Raw genomic sequence first — 17411 nt, forward strand, 5'->3', positions numbered from 1 at the left:
GATTAAAACAAATCAATTTAAAAAATAAATCATTTAATAATCAATGAATTACAAAAAATATTCATTTTATTATAAAGCTTCCTCAAAACGCGCCGATAACTAATTTGCGAAGAGAATGCGTTACGCATTATTAAACGACGATTCTGCTGGCACATGCGTTCCGGCACTCCCTTTTAGATAAGTAAGGAAATTAAAATGGCTCAGGTAATCAATACTAACTATCTGTCTCTGGTTGCTCAGAACAACCTGAACAAATCACAGTCTGCTCTGGGTACGGCCATGGAGCGTCTGTCTTCTGGTAAGCGTATCAACAGCGCCAAAGACGATGCAGCTGGCCTGGCGATCTCTGACCGCTTCACTTCCAGCATCAACGGCCTGACTCAGGCTGCACGTAACGCAAACGACGGTATCTCTCTGGCACAGACCAGTGAAGGTGCGATGTCTGAAATCACTAACAACCTGCAGCGCATCAAAACGCTGGCAACTCAGGCTGCTAACGGTACTAACTCTGACAGCGACCGTACGTCTATCCAGGACGAAATCAGACAGCGTATGAGCGAAATTGACCGTATCTGTGCTCAGACTGAATTCAACGGCGTAAGCGTACTGAACGCAAGCGGCACCATCAGCATTCAGGTTGGCGACAAAACTGGTCAGACTATCGAAATCAACCTGACTCAGATGAGCGCTTCTGGTATGGGCGTTGGTTCAGTAGACGTAAGCACCGCTTCTGGCGCTTCTGCTGCTATCGACCTGGTATCTAGAGCTATCGACCAGGTTGATACCAACCGTTCTTACCTGGGTGCTATCCAGAACCGTTTCGAGTCTGTGGTTAGCAACCTGAACAACACCACTAACAACCTGAGCGCTTCTCGCTCTCGTATCCTGGACGCAGACTTCTCTACCGAAGTTTCTGAAATGGGTCGTAACCAGATCCTGCAGCAGGCCGGTACCTCTGTACTGAGCCAGGCTAACCAGGTTCCGCAGAACGTACTGTCTCTGCTGCGTTAATTTTCAAAATTACCGCGTAGTATCAAGACCCCGAGCAATCGGGGTCTTTTGTTGTTGTTCGCTCCCGCCATAAACAGCCTCACATTTACCGCTTTTTCTCATCATTGCTTCCCGCACAACCCAGGATAATAACCGTCCATTTATTATTGAGTCAGTATCCAGGTGACATACTCTGTGAACAAGGATCTTTATACCGCCAGCGGTTCTACGGCGGATAAGAATGCACTATGGGCCAGTTACGCGCCGATGATCCGCCGCGAGGCTCTGCGCCTGCGGGTACGCCTGCCGGCGAGCGTCGAACTGGACGATCTTATCCAGGCGGGCGCCATGGGGCTGCTAAACGCCATCGATAATTTCGACCCTGCCGCAGGTGCCAGTTTTAAGACGCACGTATTACAGCGCATTCGCTGGGCAATGCTTGATGAACTGCGTGAAAGCGACTGGGTGCCACGCAGCGTGCGCCGCAATGCGCGCAGCGTCGCGGCGGCTATTCAAAAAATTGAACAACGCAACGGTACCGGTGCCAGCGAACAGGAAATCGCTGACGAAATGGGTATTTCTTTGGATGAATACCACAAGATTCTGGCAGATAGCGACGCCAGCCAGCTATTCTCACTGGAAGAGCTGGCTGAAGTGCGCGGTGAAACGCCTGAACTTGAACAAGACGAACAGCGATCGCTGGACCCAATGTCCCAGTTAATGGACGGTGAGCTGCGTAACCGGGTAATCGACGCCATATTGAAACTCCCGGAGCGCGAGCAGCTTATTCTAAATCTGTACTATCAGCAGGAATTGAATCTGAAAGAGATTGGCGCAGTGATTAACGTCAGTGAATCCCGCGTTTGCCAGCTTCATAGTCAGGCGGTAAACAGACTGCGTGCGCGACTGAGTCTAAATTGACCCGGCTGCGCATGGCCCAGGAACGCTTATTATTCGTGACGTTCAGTTTGAGAGCACTATACGCTAAGCCCTTGTGCATGCCGCAATATCAGGCTGCGCCAGCGAACGAAGACAATGCATTTATCGTGACATAACGCACAGGTACAGCAATACCCGGTTACGTTTAAAATAGTCGCTGCTCAAAAGCGGAAGCAAAACCGTATGAATCGCTTTGCTTTAGCGTATGGGCCGGGCATTGTTGCCTGGCGTATCGCCTTTCTCTCTTCGCTTTAATCAATAAAGTACGAATTGAAACCTACGCTATTCCCGCATCCGCAAATAGCCGATTTAATCGCCGTACGCGCCTTTAGGCAGGTTAAACGTTATTCCCTGCTTTGCTCTACAGATCGGTTTCACTTTATCAGCCGTCGTAATAATGAGTTATGCGGGCTATTAGCATCCGTAATCGCATAAGATAACTGACGCAATATATTAAGGTGTCGTTATTATTTCACCCAATAAGATACCAATACGAAACGCATGCCCAATAATTATCCCGCCCCACTGCACCAATAAATATTTCAACTCTGTAAAGCTGCAAACCCTGTCATACCGGCGCAGGAAAATCGCCTGTAGCGTATCGCACGCGTAGATACGCTCGTTCATGCATAATCTTTAGCAGACAATAAAAAACCGCCTTTGCCCATAGGGCAAAGGCGGTTTTATAACGAACCAATTAGAGATAAAGGGGGTATTACTCGTTAACAGTACGCGCTTTTTCCTGAAGCGGACGATACACCAGTTTTAATACCAGATTTTCCGGCATATTTTGCAGGTTAAAGTATAAGAATCCGTCATCTGTCAGGTTAGTAATCATATTGTTCACCACCGTGCCGCCTTCAATAAAATAGTCTTTATTTAACTGCAGCGGATAAGCGTTTGCATTCTCCGACCCTTGCCCAATATGGTTTGGCGGCAGTAACGCAATACTCAAGATTTCCATATCGCGCAGCGTTTTCCCTGCCATTAGCGCAATTTCCGGCATCGCGACGGGAATATAGGCCGAGTAGAATCCATCGAAGGTATGGAACGCACTCACTTTTTGCTCCGCAGAGCTGGCACCTTTAATGAACACTACATCCAGCGTTTGCTGGCGATAAATGCTACTGGCTACGTTCCAGGTAATATCGTAACGCAATGCTGCCAGCGCAGAAGTCGCATACTCCGGCCCGTAATAACGCATTTCGGAGGCGTAGTTCATACGCATATTGCCTTTTTCACCCTGCATCAGGCGGGCAACGCCAGATTTACGCATAAAGCGGCCGGCATCCTCAATATTCGCCCCGGCCACCGATACGCCGGTACCAAGGTTAATATCAAACGTATAGCGCTCCTGAAGCCGAATCTCTTCCATTGTCGGGAAATAGGCGTATCGAATCAGATCAATTGCCACGCTGTCGCGCATCGCCTGGTTTAACGGCAGATTTAGCGTATCGGCTTCGCGTATAAACTCAATGGCTGCGTCCTGAGCCGCGCGAATACTGGAAAGCCACGGCGCTTCGTCATGCTCTTCGACGATCACTTCGCCGCCCTCGGTGTAATCATGGGACGACCCGGTGTGGGAAGAACAGAGCATCTCAAACGATGAAATAAACTGCTTAAGCGTCTCAATCAGGCGTGCGTCAACCGTATTCGGGTTAATGACGCCGCTGCGGTTGGCCTGCCAGCCCGCAACAAAACTGGCGATGAGATAACATCCTCTGACCGTTATGCCCAGCGCTTTTTCAAGTAACGGACTCAGGCGATTTTGCGTTGTACCATCATACCCAATGTCCACTAACAGCAGGGTTTCTCCCGCTTCCACGCCGGTTTCTTTGCGAATATGCTGTAGCAAACGCTCCCGGAAACGGGCAGAGTTATCGAGGATTATCTGCATAAAGTTGCTATCTAACAGCGTATCATACAGACACCCGACCGTACCCCCACGGCGTGCAATTTCATCCAGCAGCGCTTCCAGTTGTACAGAGCTGAGCATCATATGTTTCCCCATCAGCTCAACCGCAGACTGCGTAATGGTCCCATTACGCTCACCCAAATGTTTAAACGTTACCAGCAGGTAGTCTTCGATACTCTTACGATCGTGGAAAGAGGCGCGGATGGTGGTCAGGCGTGAAATATGCAGTTCGCTGGTTTGCGCATCAGGATACAGCGTTTGATACGCGCGGCGAGGCATATAGCCGTCGCGCATCAAGAAAGCGACTTTCGCGCGCGGCAGAGCTTCCTGCTGCTGCTTAATAAAGCGCGCAAAGGTATACATAGTCGGCCCCAGCGTCATCCAACCAATAAAGGTTTCGCCACTAATATCGCCGCGCAGCCCGCGAGAATAGCACCCGTGATAGAGCGAAGGGATTGGCTGAGTGATGCGCGAAGCCGGAAGCGTAGCGCCGGCAATCGCCATACGGTGCTCCAGTGCTTTGCATACGCTACCCTCATTTTGCAGAAAATGAACCGCGTTAATACCGGCCTGCGTGGCACGAACATAATCCGAATAGTGGTTATCCCCCACGTGGAAAATGGACTGCGCCTCGACTTTTTCGCACGCAATAATCTGGTTCCACAGCAGGCTATATTTGCCATAGCCGAAATCCGCTGAGCAGTAGACACTATCAATTAGCGTCGCCAATTCGGGCGACGTGCTATGCAGAATATGCGTTAATTGTTCCGAGCTATAGTAGATATCACTGACAATAATGGTGCGGATGCCTCTGCGCTTCGCTTCGCGCAGCAGCTCTACCGCCGGGGCAAATAAAAAGCCGTGTTCAATTTCCAGAGCGATTTCTTTATCAATCAGCGCGCGCTGCTGCTCCGGGGAGAACCCTTTTTCCAGCTCCGCATAAATTTCTTCAATAGTCACTTCATGCACATCGCTCAGACGGCGTTTACGCAGACGCGCCATTCCTTCAGCCCTTTCACGAGCCTTAAGGCTAATACCTTCGCCTATCCGCGAAAAAATATCTTTCGGCTGGGCGACCTTACGCCAGAAAAGCGTATCGAAGCAGTCCAGAGAGAGAACTTTTGCGTCGCTTTGTGCAAACAACTGCGCTATTTCATAAAAAGATTTGGAATTCATATTAATAAACACGTGCTCATAACGTTTAAAGGGCGAAACGCAAAGGCTGCTTTCAGAATAAGGCCCGGCTTAACGCGCGATTCATCGCCCGCGTAAAGAGGCAGGCGGCGTGGAATATATTTTTACTACGGTATTATCGGGAAGTGGGGTGAGTATGATGGCGGAAATAGCGCCCAAAATGGGAGGCTGTTTTTTCGTTCGCTATATGGCAGATACCCAATTTTTTATCAGCATAGAATGAGTATGCGGCGTTTATATAAAAAGCCGCCTTCATAGAAGGCGGCATTGTTTTGATGCCCCAGAGGGGCATACCAAATTCCTTAAAAAAGTCTCTGCAGTCTGGTGAGATTTAACTCCCAAAACAACCGGAGAGCCAAAACCTGTTGATAACCACGCCCATAGGCCGTGGTTTTCAGTTGGCAATAAAAAATAAAGCGGACGATAGCCCGCTTTATTTTCATCTGACCATATCAGCGGCGAATTTATTTCAACAGGTTAAATAAATTCATGCTGTTCATTGACTGAAACGCCATCGTTGATGCCTGCAGAGAATACTGAGCCATATTCTGCTGAGAAATCATGCCGACCTGGGCTTTAGGATCGTTGCCCACGGTTTCAGACAGACGCTTTTGAATATTAATCGTATTGGTTGAGGCGCTGGCAGACAGATCGTCGATCGTTTTTAACGTCGATCCCAGATCTGAACGTACCGTTGCTACGTTGTCCAGCATCGAATCCATCACGCTACCGGCCTTATCCAGCGCATTATGCAGCGTGGACTGATCGATATTGCCGTTTTGTAATGCGGCAATCGCCTGGTCCAGCGCGTCGAATACGTTGTCCGATCCGTTGGAAAAGACTTTGTCACCGGTATGGCCGAGGGCAACCGAATAACCGTCTTCGATCTCAGCGCTGCTGCAGCGATTGCTACCCTGATAGGTGCCGTCAGCGGCAAAGGCAGGCGTATCCGACTTAAACCCGGAAAAGATGTAGTTGCCGTTGCTATCGCGCGTGTTCGCCAGCGACATCAGCGTATCGCGATAAGACTGCAGTTCCTGCGCCATAGTGTCGCGATCGGACTGGCTCATCATATCGGCGTTGCCGGCCTTAACAATCGAACTTTTCGCCAGCGTGATGTTATTGACCACGCCGTTAAGCGTCGTCTCTTCAAAGCTCAGCGATGCCTTAACGCCGGTACGGGCGGCTTCGAACTGCGATATACGGCCTAACGCCGTCTGTAACTGTACGGCGGTAGAGGCTTTCGCCGGTGCGTCTGAAGGGCGCATATTCGCCATGCCGGCAGAAATGTGCTCGTTAAGGTCAAACCCTCTGCCCATCGCGTTATTAAAATAGTTCACGCTGTTCTGGTAAGAGTAAAAAGTGGTAAAACGCATCATATTATTTACCTTATTCTGGCTTAGCCAACTGCGCGCAGGATGGAGTCAAACAGCGTATTTGCCGTGTTCAACATCTGCGTATTGGCCTGATAGTACTGCTGATACATCTGCATATTGATGTATTCTTCGTTCAAGTCTACGCCGACCATTGACTGTTTCTGCTGCGCGTATGAAGAGACGATCCCCGTGTCTCGCTCACTGTCGTTTTTCGCTTCTGAGGTCCGTGAACCGATAGTACTGACCAGGCTTCCATAAGCGTCAGAAATCGTAGAACCGTTCACCAGCTTCTTATTCTTAAGATCGAGGAACCCCTGCAGATTCGCATCATTGCCCGTTCCACCAGTATTGTCGGCAAGGGCGATTTCATCCGCATTATCTAAATCCATGGTTATGGAAGAAGCGATACCTTCCGTCGGATTTAGCTGGAAGGTATCGCCTTCGGCTGCACCGGAGCCCACGTCAACGGAGACGCCGTCGAACTCAAGCTTGCCGCCGTTCATAGTCGCGTTAACCTTACTGCCATCTTCGGTGGTAACTTCCCACGCACCATTTTTGAAGGTGATGTTGTAATTCTGCGACTTCACCTGGCTAATATCGCTATAGCTCATGGTCGGCTGGCTGGTGCCGGTGTTATCCGCGTTCGGCTTCACTTTTGGCGGCGTAAAACCATAAATAGGTTTACCGGCATTGCCGTTCTTATCAAATCCTTTCTGGTTCACTTCATTGAAAGCATTCGCCATCTGCAGCGCGATATCATTAAGCTGGTTACGCACATCAACCAAATCTTCATTACGGTATTTCAGGTAACCGGCCAGCGCGCCGCCGGAGACAATGCTGCTATTCAGCTTCTGCCCTTTGCCGGTCGGATCTTCGCACATGAGCACTAAGCGCGTCGGGTCACCCGGATCCTGCTGGGTGCTCAGCTTGCTGGCGCCGTCGTCGCCCACAAGCTGGGTGCCGTTTTGCAGCGTCACGTTAACAACGCCGTTCGGCGACTCATTCACCGTGATGTTGATCTGCTGGCTCAGGTTTTCCAGCAGCGTATCGCGCTGATCCAATAGATCCGCTGGCGCAGTGCCGGAGGTCGCCTGAATACGCGCGATATCCTGGTTCAGCTTAGCCAGCGAAGACGTCATATTATTGATGTCGTCAACGGTGTTTTTAATGTTAGTGGTGTTGCTTTTTAGCTCTTCATCCAGCGCTTTACCGCGGGTATTGAACTGGTTAGCCAGCGTGCGGAACTGAGCCAGCACGTTAGTGCGCCCAGGGCCGTCATCCGGTTTACCCTGCAGGCCCGTCAGGCCTTCAAATACGTCGGAAAGCGTGGTCGATACGTTATTGGTGACATCGGCAAACAGGTTATCAATGCCGCTAAGGGACTGATAGCGCACGGTGCTGTTGCTGTAGCTTGATAGCGCGCCGCGCACCTGAGTATTGATAAATGCGTCATACGAGCGCTGGACTCCGTCCACTTTCGCGCCGTAGCCATAAAAACCGACGCTAGTAGAGAGTCCGCCATTCTCGCCCAGCATAATATTGCGGCGGTTATAGCCTGGAGTGGTCGCGTTAACCAGGTTGTTACCAATAATATTCAGCGCAGACTGGCCGGCGGATAAACCGCTGCGCGCCAGATACATTAAATTAGACATGCTCTTCTACTCTTACTTGAAAAGTTAACCAACGTGCGGCTTCTTTAGGAATATGCGTTATATATCGGCAGACGGCGAAAAAACTTCAGCCTAAAATATTTGCGATAAATCGGTCTGATAAGACGTAATCGCCTGCTTTCCTTCCTCTACTACTTTTTCGCCAATCGTCTTAATTTGCTTCATGACGTTGATGAGTTTTTTCGCATAGTGAGGATCGGTAGCGTAACCCGCCTTTTGCAGTTCCTTCGCGGCCTGTTCCGCCGTATCTGCCTGCATTACCGAGCGGTAGCGCGGCGATGAATTCAGTAACTGCACATAATCCTGCATGGCCTGTTTATAGGAATCGTAAACGCGAAAACGCGCGCGCACTTTATGCGCCACGCCGTCGATATATTCCGTAGTGGTAATTTCCGTACTTTTTCCTTTCCAGGAAGAGCCGGCTTTAATCCCAAACAGGTTATGGCTGGGCCGCCCTTCGTGGGTCGGGATCTCGCGCTTGCCCCAGCCGGATTCCAGCGCGGCCAGCGCCAGAACCACATGATGCGACAAACCGCTTTCTTTCACCGCTTCCTGGGCCGGACCCGCCAGCGACTGAACAAAGCTTGCGTTTTCCCGCACCGGTCCGGTACGGGATGCATTAGCGCCGCGTCCGGCGAAATCTGGCAGCGCCTGCTCAAGCATATGCTCCAGCCGGCGTTCTCCCTGGGCGTGGACCGCCGCCGGGTTGAGCGTCAGCGGACTTTCAGGTGTTGCAACGCGCTGCACCGCCTGCTCAGGCTCTACCTTACCGCCAAGCTGGCGCACGATAACATCGGCAAACCCCAGCCCTTTCTTCGACAGATCCTGCGATAACTGCTGATCGTACATGGAGGTATAGAGCCGCGATTGATCGTTATCCAGCATACTGCCGCCCGGCAGCGCCTCACGCATGCTTTTCATCATCATTTGCACGAAAAGCCCTTCCATCTGCTGCGCAACGGCGCGCAGCCCTGCCTGAGGCGAGCGCTGCACCTGGTTTTTCAGCGTCGACAGCGACTGGAGATCAAACGCAGCGTCCTGCGTGAACTTGATGTCAGCCACTAGTTAATCTCCACCTTCGCCCGTAAACATCCCGCGCTCTGCATCGACTGGATAATCGCCATCAGATCGTTCGGCGTCGCCCCGAGGGAATTCAGCGCGTTAACTACGCTGCTCAGGTTGGCGCTGGCTTTCACCTGCTGCAGCGATCCGCCGCTATTGCGCACAGAAACTTGGGTATTTGGCACCACCGCAGTTTGGCCACCGGCCAGCGGCGTATCCGGTTGAACGACCTGGTTATTGCGGCTCACTTCCACGGTCAAATCCCCCTGCGCGATAGCACAGGAATCCAGCGTAACGTTGCGGTTCATGACAACCGAGCCGGTACGGGAGTTAATAATGATACGGGCATCCATCGGGCCAACGGTAACGGTCAGGTTCTGGATTTCAGACAGCATGCGTACTTTGCCCGGCCCGCTGGACGGTACGGAAATTGTCACCGTATTACTGTCCTGAGCCATCGCCATGCCGCTGCCGTAACGGCGATTAATCGTGTCGCTAATTTTCTGCGCCAGCGAGAAATCTTCGTCATTTAATTGCAGGCTGATTTGGCTGCTGTTACTAAATTCAGCCGGCACTTCGCGCTCAACCACCGCGCCGCCGTTTATCCGCCCGCCGTTAAGCTGATTGATCTGAACTTTACTGCCGCCGCCCTGGGCGCCGGCACCGGAGATTAAAATATTCCCCTGTGCGAAAGCGTAAACCTGGTTATCCACCCCTTTTAGCGGCGTCATGAGCAGCGTACCGCCGCGCAGGCTCTTTGCGTTCCCCATAGAAGAGACCACAACGTCAATTTTCTGTCCCGCACGCGCAAAGGGCGGCAGCTTCGCCGTCACCATGACAGCAGCCACGTTTTTCAACTGCATATTGGTGCCAGGGGGCACGGTTATCCCAAGCTGGGATAACATGTTATTCAGCCCCTGGGTGGTAAACGGCGTTTGCATTGTCTGGTCGCCGGTCCCATCCAGACCGACCACCAGCCCGTAGCCGATGAGTGCGTTATCGCGCACACCCTGGACGCTGGTTAAATCGCGAATACGCTCCGCGCTCACGGAAAATGACAGAACCGTTCCCAGCACAAGGCAGAGCAAACGAGAAAATAGCCGAATCATCGTGTTATTCATTGCCTTTATTACTCAAAACGGAGAAGCCTGCAGGAAGAAGCGCTGTAACCAGCCCATCTGCTGTGCTTCGTTAATATAACCATTGCCGACATATTCAATACGGGCATCGGCCACCTGAGTAGAAACCACCGTGTTACTGCCGCTTATCGTGCGCGGATTCACTATCCCTGAGAAACGAATGAACTCAGTTCCCTGATTGATAGCTATTTGTTTCTCGCCAACCACCTGCAGGTTGCCGTTCGCCAGCACCTGTTTCACCGTCACCGTAATGGTGCCGCTAAAGGTATTTTTCGCCGCTGCGCCGCCTTTGCCGCCGTAATCGCTTTTACCTTCTATCGAGGTATCCGCGCGATCGCCGCCAAATAACCCTGACAGGAAACGCGGCATTGCTTTAAAGGTCAGCCCAGTAGAACCGTCACGGGATGCATTAGCCGATGAGCTTTTACTGGCGCTCACATTTTCCTGCAGAATAATGGTCAGGGTATCCCCAATATTGCGCGGACGGCGGTCTTCAAACATTGGCTGGTAACCATAGTTCATGGCCTGGCCCATCTGATAAATGGAACCATTGGACATCGCCGGCGCGGGCGGTACCGGCGCTGCTGTCGTGCTGCCTGCAACCAATGGCGGATGCGGCATATACACGCAACCGCTAAGAATAACGGGAATAACAAGACAACTAACGGCAGCAAATTGTCTGCTCTCACGCAGCCGAAACCTGCGTTTCAGGTCACGTGAAAAAAATCGGCTCATAATGACTATCCTGGAACTGAGTGACACCGGGCCGCGATGCGACCCGGTAGACGGTATTACAACTGCGTCAGACGCTGCAGCATTTGGTCGGAGGTAGAAACCGCTTTACTGTTAATCTCATACGCGCGCTGGGTCTGGATCATATTGACCAGTTCCTCGGCAACGTTAACGTTTGAGGTTTCTACGTAGCTTTGCTGTAACGTCCCGGCACCGTTCATGCCCGGCGTGCTTTCATTCGGCGCACCGGAGGCCTGGGTTTCGCGATACAGGTTTTCGCCCAGACTTTCCAGACCGGAATCGTTAATAAAGGTCGTTAGCGTAAGCTGACCAATTTGCTGAGTACCGGTCTGGCCCGCTACCGTCACGCTGACAATACCGTCTTTACCGATAGTCAGCGTCTGCGCGTCCTGAGGGATAGTGATCGCAGGCTGGATTTGGTAGCCGCTGGAGGTAACCAACTGACCATTCTGATCGACCTGGAAAGAGCCATCGCGCGTATAGGCCGTAGTGCCATCAGGCATGGTGACCTGGAAAAAACCCTGGCCCTGAATCGCCACGTCTTTTGAGTTGTTGGTTTGCTGCAGCGCGCCCTGAGAATGGATGCGCTCGGTCGCCACCGGACGCGCACCGGTACCTAACTGCAGGCCGGACGGGATGGTGGTTTGTTCAGATGACTGGGCGCCAGGCTGACGCAGCGTCTGATAAATCAGGTCTTCAAACACAGCGCGCTGGCGCTTGAACCCGTTGGTGCTGACGTTCGCCAGGTTGTTGGATATGACATCCATATTGGTCTGCTGTGCTTCCAGACCGGTCTTCGCTATCCATAAAGAGCGAATCATAGTGTGTTCCTCAATCGTGTAATCACGCAGGGCCTAAAAGCTGGTTAGCCCGCTGCGCGTTATCGCTAACGTTGCTGACCACTTTCATCTGCATTTCAAATTGCCGGGCGTTGCCAATCATTGAGACCATGGCTTTGACCGGGCTGACATTACTGCCTTCAATCGCGCCGGGGATTAACCGCAGCGTGGGATCGTTAGGCAAGGCGTCCTGTTGGTCCTGCGCATGAAATAGCCCGTCATCGCCGTGCTGCAGTTCATTGCCGGAGGCGCGAACCATTTTCAGACGCCCGACCTGCGCGATAGCTTTCGCCTCATCGCCTGCGCCAAGGGCTGAAACGGTGCCGTCCGGCGCAATGGTAATTTGCGACTGCGGCGGAACGGCAATCGGGCCGCCGTCGCCCATCAGCGGCAAACCGCCAACGCGCAACTGACCTTCGCTATCCACTTCAATATTGCCGTTACGGGTATAGCCTTCGCCGCCGTCTGGCAACTGCACCGCTAACCAGCCGTCCTGCTGCAGCGCCACGTCCAGATCGCGCCCCGTGTGTTCCACCGGGCCCATGGAAAAGTCATTGCCAGGCGTAGAGCTGGCTACCATGGTACGCGTCGGGATGGTTTGCCCTTCCACCGGAACCGCGCGAAAAGCGGACAACTGCGCGCGAAAACCCGGCGTAGAAGCATTGGCCATGTTGTTTGATACCACGGCCTGTTGATCGAGGACGGCGCTCGCCGCCCCCATTGCTGTATATAGTGCGCGATCCATAATTGGCTACCGTTAACGCAGGTTAACCAGCGTCTGGAGGAGCTGATCCTGAGTTTTAATGGTCTGAGAGTTAGACTGGTAGTTACGCTGCTGGATCATCATACTCACCAGTTCCTGGCTCATATCGACGTTTGAGGCCTCAACCGCCTGACCGTACAGCGTACCCATCGTACCAGTGCCGGAAAGGCCAAGTACCGGCTGGCCGGATGCGCTGGTTTCTTTCCAGCAGTTATTACCCTGAGGATCGAGGCCGCCGTTGTTAGCGAAGCTTGCCAGCACAACCTGCGCAATTGTCTGCTTCTCACCGTTGGAGTAGCTTGCCGTGACCAGACCGCCTTCATCAATCTGATAGCCAATCATGGTGCCCGGTGCATAACCGTTGGTAGTGTTTTCCGTGGTACCGTCTTTTTCTGAGTTCTGGGTGAAGTTCAGCGTAGTATCAAAGTTCAGCGCATTGGCACCGTTATACGATTCGCCTTCAACCGGGATTTTGACGTCTTTCGGCGTCATATTGCCGCTGGCATCAAATTTTAAATCAACGGTTTTATAAGCAGCCAGGTTATTGGCATCGCCGCCCAGCGGGCTGGTTGCGTCACAGCTATAGACTTTCCACTCATTCGGACCCGTTTTCTGGTAGTACAGGTTAATGGTGTGTTTATTACCGAGGCTATCGTAAGCGCTTACCTGGCTCTTAAAGTTATAGGTATCGTCTTTGGTCGGATCGAAAGCTATCGGATTGCCCGCATCATCGACGATTGCCTTATCTTCAGAGCACAGGTTACCTGTGATTTTGCCAGAGGTAGATGCGGATGCCGGCATGCCATCGCTTGGGATACGGATTGGGCCAACATCAGAACCCTGCTGAATTTTCGGCGGCGTACCGGTTGCCTGGTAGCCCGTCAGGAACATACCCTGGTTATTCACGATATAACCGTCTTTATCTTTCTGGAACTGGCCGTTACGGCTGTAGTATACGGAGCCTGCGTCATCCTGCATCCGGAAGAAACCGTTGCCCTGCAGCGCCATATCCAGAGAATTACCGGAGCTTGCGATAGTACCATCGCTAAAGTTCTGGTTAATGCCCGCGACTTTAACGCCCAGACCGATACGCGAACCGGCAAAAATATCGGCGAAAGAGGCCGAGCCGGATTTAAAACCCACAGTCTGTGAGTTAGAAATGTTATTACCAATCACGTCCAGCGCCTGCGAGGCGGCGTTCAGACCACTTACACCTTGTGCGAAACCCATGTGTTATACCTGTTTAAAAAAGTGATTTTTGCAACGTAAAATTATTTAACGGCATAGATCTGGTTAAGCCCAGCTTTGCCATCAATGCCGAGATCGAACTGCGCCGTTCCATTAACCAGCGTAACGGACTGCACCGTTGCTGATTTCAGCGCTACAACAGTCGGCGCATCGCCGCTGTCATTCAGTGCGCTAAACTTGACTTTGTAAGGGCCATTTTCCTGTGCAGTATCTGCATCTTCAGGCAGCGGCGGCGTAAACTTACTTCTGAAATCTTTATCGCCGAGGTCATAGCGGTGCACCCCGCCATCCACATCTTTGATGGTCTGGGTGTATACGGTGCCGTCTTTCCCGGTCAGAGTGATAGTAAGGTTATCCACTTTATCCGGGTTCGCGACGCCGAAGGTCGACTGAGTGCTGCTTTCGCTCTTAGTCTTATTAGTAGCGCCGGAAGGAACGGAAACGGACGGGTCTCCTTCTATCATGATAGAGCGCCCTACCCAATCGCTGGCGTTCATGGTGACCAGCGAGTTGGTAGCGCCTGCCACGGTCTGGTTAAGCGATGCTATCCCGGAAGCCATATTGAACTGCGCCAACTGAGAAACCATCTCGTTGTTGTTCATCGGGTTTGTGGGATCCTGGTTTTGCATCTGCGCCACCATCATCTTCAGAAACTGCTGAGACAGCTCATCCGCGGACATGCCATTCAGCGAATTACTGCCTGACTGCGGGGCGGATGTCGTTACGGGTGAAACGGACATATTCGATTCCTTTTATTACTGACCCAGCGTCAGCGTTTTTAACATTAAGGATTTGGTCGTGCTCATCACCTCAACGTTCGCCTGATAACTACGTGAAGCTGAAATGGTGTTCGCCATTTCACTCACCACATTCACATTCGGCTTCTTCACATAGCCTTTTTCATCGGCCAGCGGGTTGCCCGGATCGTATTCAAGGCGCGGCGGAGTCGGGTCGTTAACCACTTCCGATACGCGCACGCCGCCGATTTGCTGTCCGGCAGACGCATCGACTTTGAACACCACCTGTTTTGCCTGATAAGGCTCTCCGTCTGGCCCAACGACGCTATCGGCGTTTGCCATGTTGCTGGCGCTCACGTTCAGACGCTGAGACTGCGCCATCATCGCGGAGCCTGAAATATCGAAGATGCTAAAAAGTGCCATCGTCTCTTCTTTTCCGTTGCAAATATGCTAATTACCGCTCGCCCGAAAGCGCGGTAGTGAGTTGTTTAAACTGATTGCCCATAATGGTGAGGCTGGATTGATAACGCACACTGTTATCCGCGAAGTTCATACGTTCGCGATCCATATCCACCGTGTTGCCGTCCGCAGATGGCTGATCGGGCACGCGGTATAAAAGCTGAGAATCCGCAACCGGCATACCTACGGCGGGAATATGCTGCGCAGAGGTCATCGACAGGCTCACCGGTGTTACCGTTGGGCCGCCGGCGTTCCCTACCGCTTTTTCCAGTTCTGCGCTGAAATCAATATCCCGCGCCTGGTAGCCCGGCGTATCCGCGTTGGCGATATTTGCAGCCAGAATTTCCTGGCGCTGGTTTAAAAGGCGCAGTGCGTTCTGTTGAAATTGCAGCGCCTGGTCAAGCTTATCGAGCATAAACGTACCTTTCCGTTCGCTTTTTCTCTGGAGTCAGTTTGTCATTGAGCGCATATATTAGTGAGCGCGCGCAAAAACTATCCGATAAATAGGGCATGATTCTCGCGTTATTTAGTCCCTTCACTTTTCATTACTGTCGTTAAACTGCCCCACCAGTAAACTTGCGTCATGATGAGAGCGCCCCGTGTCACAACGATTTAATTGGATTCATACATACTGCATGCCGCTGTGCGCCCTTCTGTTGGCGTGGAGCGGGCTATCGTGGGGTCAAGACTCGCTGGAGCAGCAAATCGCAGGCTACCTTCAGGCTCAGCATCAGGGTGCAGGTATTAACTTCAACGTTACGCTCAATAAAACGCCGGCATTACAATGCGAAAGCCCAAGCCTGCGCGTGGCGGAAGGAAGTAAACGGCTAACGGGCAATGTTAGCGTACTGCTGAATTGCGGTGGAAAAATGCGCTTTATTCAGGCGCGAGTCGCCGCGACGGGAAGCTATTGGGTGGCCAGTAAACCGCTTAATGCGGGACAGGCAATCGCCGCTGAAGATATCCAGCTGCGCAGCGGCGATCTCGCGAAACTGACGCCTGATATTATCTTCAAAAATGAGGATATCGTCGGTTACGTGCTGCAACATCGTATAGCTGCAAACGCGCCGGTGATTCATCGGGCAATTCGCAAGCCCTGGCGGGTGCGTAATCGTCAGCGCGTCACGCTTATCGCGCAGGGCAGCGGGTTTCGTATTCACAGTATGGGTGAGGCGTTAAGTAACGGCAGCGTGCAGGATAGCATCATGGTTCGTACCGCTTCAGGAAAGCTGGTTAAAGGCACCGTCGGTGAGGACGGCGCTATTTACATAGCAATGTAGTTTTTCGATTCAAGTTATCAGATAACTGGCCGATACTATGTTTACAAGCACCGGAACTGGAGCAATATCCATGAGCATTGATACTGCAAAATCTATTAATCCGCTGACTGATACTCAGAATATCGCTAACGTCACCAAAGCGCCGGCACAAAAAACGCCTGAGCACGCTAACGCTACGTTTGCACAAAGCAGCGCCCAGGTGACCCTGAGCCGCGCCGCCGATTATTTAAATGAAGACAGCGCAGACATCGACACCGATCGCGTTGCCCAGATTAAACACGCGCTTAGCCGTGGCGAATTAACCTTAGACGCGGGAAAAATCGCGGACGCCATGTTGAGCAATATTCATCATTCAGACTGAACAAGCCCGATAAATTAAATGGAAAACTTTGCCCAGACGCTCGGCGGCATCCAGCAAGATCTGCTAAAACTGAAAGTCGTGTTACTTGCGGAATACGATGCGTTGCAGGTTATTCAGCGCGATCCGCTGGTATTGCAGGCAATTACCGATGAGAAAAATAGCCTGCTGGCCGCGCTGAATTATTACGACAAACTGCGTCTGGATGAGGAAAAACGCTTACGCCTCATCGCCCCCTACGCTGAAAACGCCGACTTTGGCGAGCTGTGGCAGGGTATAGTCCAGCTTACGCTGGAGCTGAAAGCGCTGAATATGCAAAACGGCGAATTAATGGAACAGCAGATGGCTATCGTTAACGATATTCGTAAAGTCATCTCCCGTACCAGCCTCGGGCAAATGGTCTACGGTGAAAACGGGCAGTCGCAGGCCGGCGCCAATTTCAACCGTCTAAATATCAATATTTAACGTCTTGCACCGCCGTCAGTAATTTCATTCGCGTCAGGCGTGGCGGTTAAACCCCGTGGTCAGGATAGCGTCGCTCGTGAAAATAACGGCCGCGGCCCTGCGAATCAGCATGATTTCATTGCCGATTAATTCCAGGTTCGACAACCTGTTTTCACGGGCGGTATTACCACCGCGCGGCAATTGCCGCACGTTGCAAGCTGCATGAAATACCTGCTTTCTCCGGC

18 protein-coding genes are annotated in these 17411 nt (G+C 52.0%); 5 read left to right on the forward strand and 13 right to left on the reverse strand.

Annotation, left to right across the window (positions count from 1 at the left end; genetic code table 11):
• The first annotated feature begins 195 nt into the window (after positions 1 to 195).
• A complete protein-coding gene (locus SFA31_RS00845; protein WP_322836288.1) occupies positions 196 to 1011 on the forward strand; it encodes a flagellin in 816 nt (271 codons plus the stop codon).
• 174 nt (positions 1012 to 1185) lie between these two features.
• Positions 1186 to 1911, forward strand: a complete 726-nt coding sequence (locus SFA31_RS00850; protein ID WP_322836289.1) for an RNA polymerase sigma factor FliA — start codon at positions 1186 to 1188, stop codon at positions 1909 to 1911.
• A 471-nt stretch (positions 1912 to 2382) separates the two neighbouring features.
• Here the strand turns inward: SFA31_RS00850 and SFA31_RS00855 are convergent, their stop codons facing one another.
• From SFA31_RS00855 to flgB, 13 genes are all read right to left on the reverse strand, one after another.
• The gene (locus SFA31_RS00855) at positions 2383 to 2556 is read right to left on the reverse strand and encodes a hypothetical protein (protein ID WP_322836290.1); all 174 of its coding nucleotides are present in this window, start codon (positions 2554 to 2556) and stop codon (positions 2383 to 2385) included.
• 88 nt (positions 2557 to 2644) lie between these two features.
• On the reverse strand, positions 2645 to 5020 hold the full coding sequence (locus SFA31_RS00860) for a hypothetical protein (RefSeq protein ID WP_322836291.1): 2376 nt from the start codon (positions 5018 to 5020) through the stop codon (positions 2645 to 2647).
• Positions 5021 to 5502: 482 nt separating this feature from the next.
• Complete coding sequence (flgL, locus tag SFA31_RS00865) at positions 5503 to 6417, reverse strand: flagellar hook-associated protein FlgL (RefSeq protein ID WP_322836292.1); 915 nt, start codon at positions 6415 to 6417, stop codon at positions 5503 to 5505.
• A 20-nt stretch (positions 6418 to 6437) separates the two neighbouring features.
• Positions 6438 to 8066, reverse strand: a complete 1629-nt coding sequence (flgK, locus tag SFA31_RS00870; protein WP_322836293.1) for a flagellar hook-associated protein FlgK — start codon at positions 8064 to 8066, stop codon at positions 6438 to 6440.
• A gap of 90 nt (positions 8067 to 8156) precedes the next feature.
• On the reverse strand, positions 8157 to 9146 hold the full coding sequence (flgJ, locus tag SFA31_RS00875) for a flagellar assembly peptidoglycan hydrolase FlgJ (RefSeq protein WP_322836294.1): 990 nt from the start codon (positions 9144 to 9146) through the stop codon (positions 8157 to 8159).
• Complete coding sequence (locus SFA31_RS00880; RefSeq protein ID WP_416208310.1) at positions 9146 to 10267, reverse strand: flagellar basal body P-ring protein FlgI; 1122 nt, start codon at positions 10265 to 10267, stop codon at positions 9146 to 9148. Before SFA31_RS00880 ends, flgJ begins: the two co-directional genes overlap by 1 nt.
• A 12-nt stretch (positions 10268 to 10279) precedes the next feature.
• On the reverse strand, positions 10280 to 11020 hold the full coding sequence (locus tag SFA31_RS00885) for a flagellar basal body L-ring protein FlgH (protein WP_322836295.1): 741 nt from the start codon (positions 11018 to 11020) through the stop codon (positions 10280 to 10282).
• 56 nt (positions 11021 to 11076) lie between these two features.
• Entirely contained in the window at positions 11077 to 11859 is a 783-nt protein-coding gene (gene flgG, locus SFA31_RS00890) for a flagellar basal-body rod protein FlgG (protein ID WP_322836296.1), read from the reverse strand.
• Positions 11860 to 11881: 22 nt separating this feature from the next.
• Positions 11882 to 12622, reverse strand: a complete 741-nt coding sequence (locus SFA31_RS00895; RefSeq protein WP_322836297.1) for a flagellar basal body rod protein FlgF — start codon at positions 12620 to 12622, stop codon at positions 11882 to 11884.
• 12 nt (positions 12623 to 12634) lie between these two features.
• Positions 12635 to 13870: a flagellar hook protein FlgE gene (gene flgE, locus SFA31_RS00900; RefSeq protein WP_322836298.1), complete on the reverse strand. Its 1236-nt coding sequence runs from the start codon at positions 13868 to 13870 to the stop codon at positions 12635 to 12637.
• A 41-nt stretch (positions 13871 to 13911) separates the two neighbouring features.
• A complete protein-coding gene (locus SFA31_RS00905) occupies positions 13912 to 14628 on the reverse strand; it encodes a flagellar hook assembly protein FlgD (RefSeq protein ID WP_322836299.1) in 717 nt (238 codons plus the stop codon).
• Positions 14629 to 14643: 15 nt separating this feature from the next.
• The gene (gene flgC, locus SFA31_RS00910; protein ID WP_322836300.1) at positions 14644 to 15048 is read right to left on the reverse strand and encodes a flagellar basal body rod protein FlgC; all 405 of its coding nucleotides are present in this window, start codon (positions 15046 to 15048) and stop codon (positions 14644 to 14646) included.
• A 31-nt stretch (positions 15049 to 15079) separates the two neighbouring features.
• Positions 15080 to 15499, reverse strand: coding sequence for a flagellar basal body rod protein FlgB (gene flgB / locus SFA31_RS00915; RefSeq protein ID WP_322836301.1), 420 nt, complete (start codon positions 15497 to 15499; stop codon positions 15080 to 15082).
• A gap of 220 nt (positions 15500 to 15719) precedes the next feature.
• On the opposite strand from flgB, the gene flgA reads away from it, so the two are divergent.
• The 3 genes from flgA (at position 15720) to SFA31_RS00930 (ending at position 17187) form a co-directional block, all read left to right on the forward strand.
• Positions 15720 to 16364 carry a flagellar basal body P-ring formation chaperone FlgA gene (gene flgA, locus SFA31_RS00920; protein ID WP_322836302.1) on the forward strand — a complete coding sequence of 215 codons (645 nt, stop codon included), beginning with the start codon at positions 15720 to 15722 and terminating at the stop codon, positions 16362 to 16364.
• Positions 16365 to 16434: 70 nt separating this feature from the next.
• A complete protein-coding gene (gene flgM / locus SFA31_RS00925) occupies positions 16435 to 16725 on the forward strand; it encodes a flagellar biosynthesis anti-sigma factor FlgM (RefSeq protein ID WP_322836303.1) in 291 nt (96 codons plus the stop codon).
• An 18-nt stretch (positions 16726 to 16743) separates the two neighbouring features.
• Positions 16744 to 17187 (forward strand): flagella synthesis protein FlgN, encoded by a 444-nt coding sequence (locus SFA31_RS00930; RefSeq protein ID WP_322836304.1) that lies wholly within the window; start codon positions 16744 to 16746, stop codon positions 17185 to 17187.
• The last annotated feature ends 224 nt before the right edge of the window (positions 17188 to 17411 follow it).

It is taken from the genome of Erwinia sp. HR93, from assembly GCF_034555055.1.
GTDB classification, from domain to species: Bacteria; Pseudomonadota; Gammaproteobacteria; order Enterobacterales; family Enterobacteriaceae; genus Apirhabdus; species Apirhabdus apintestini.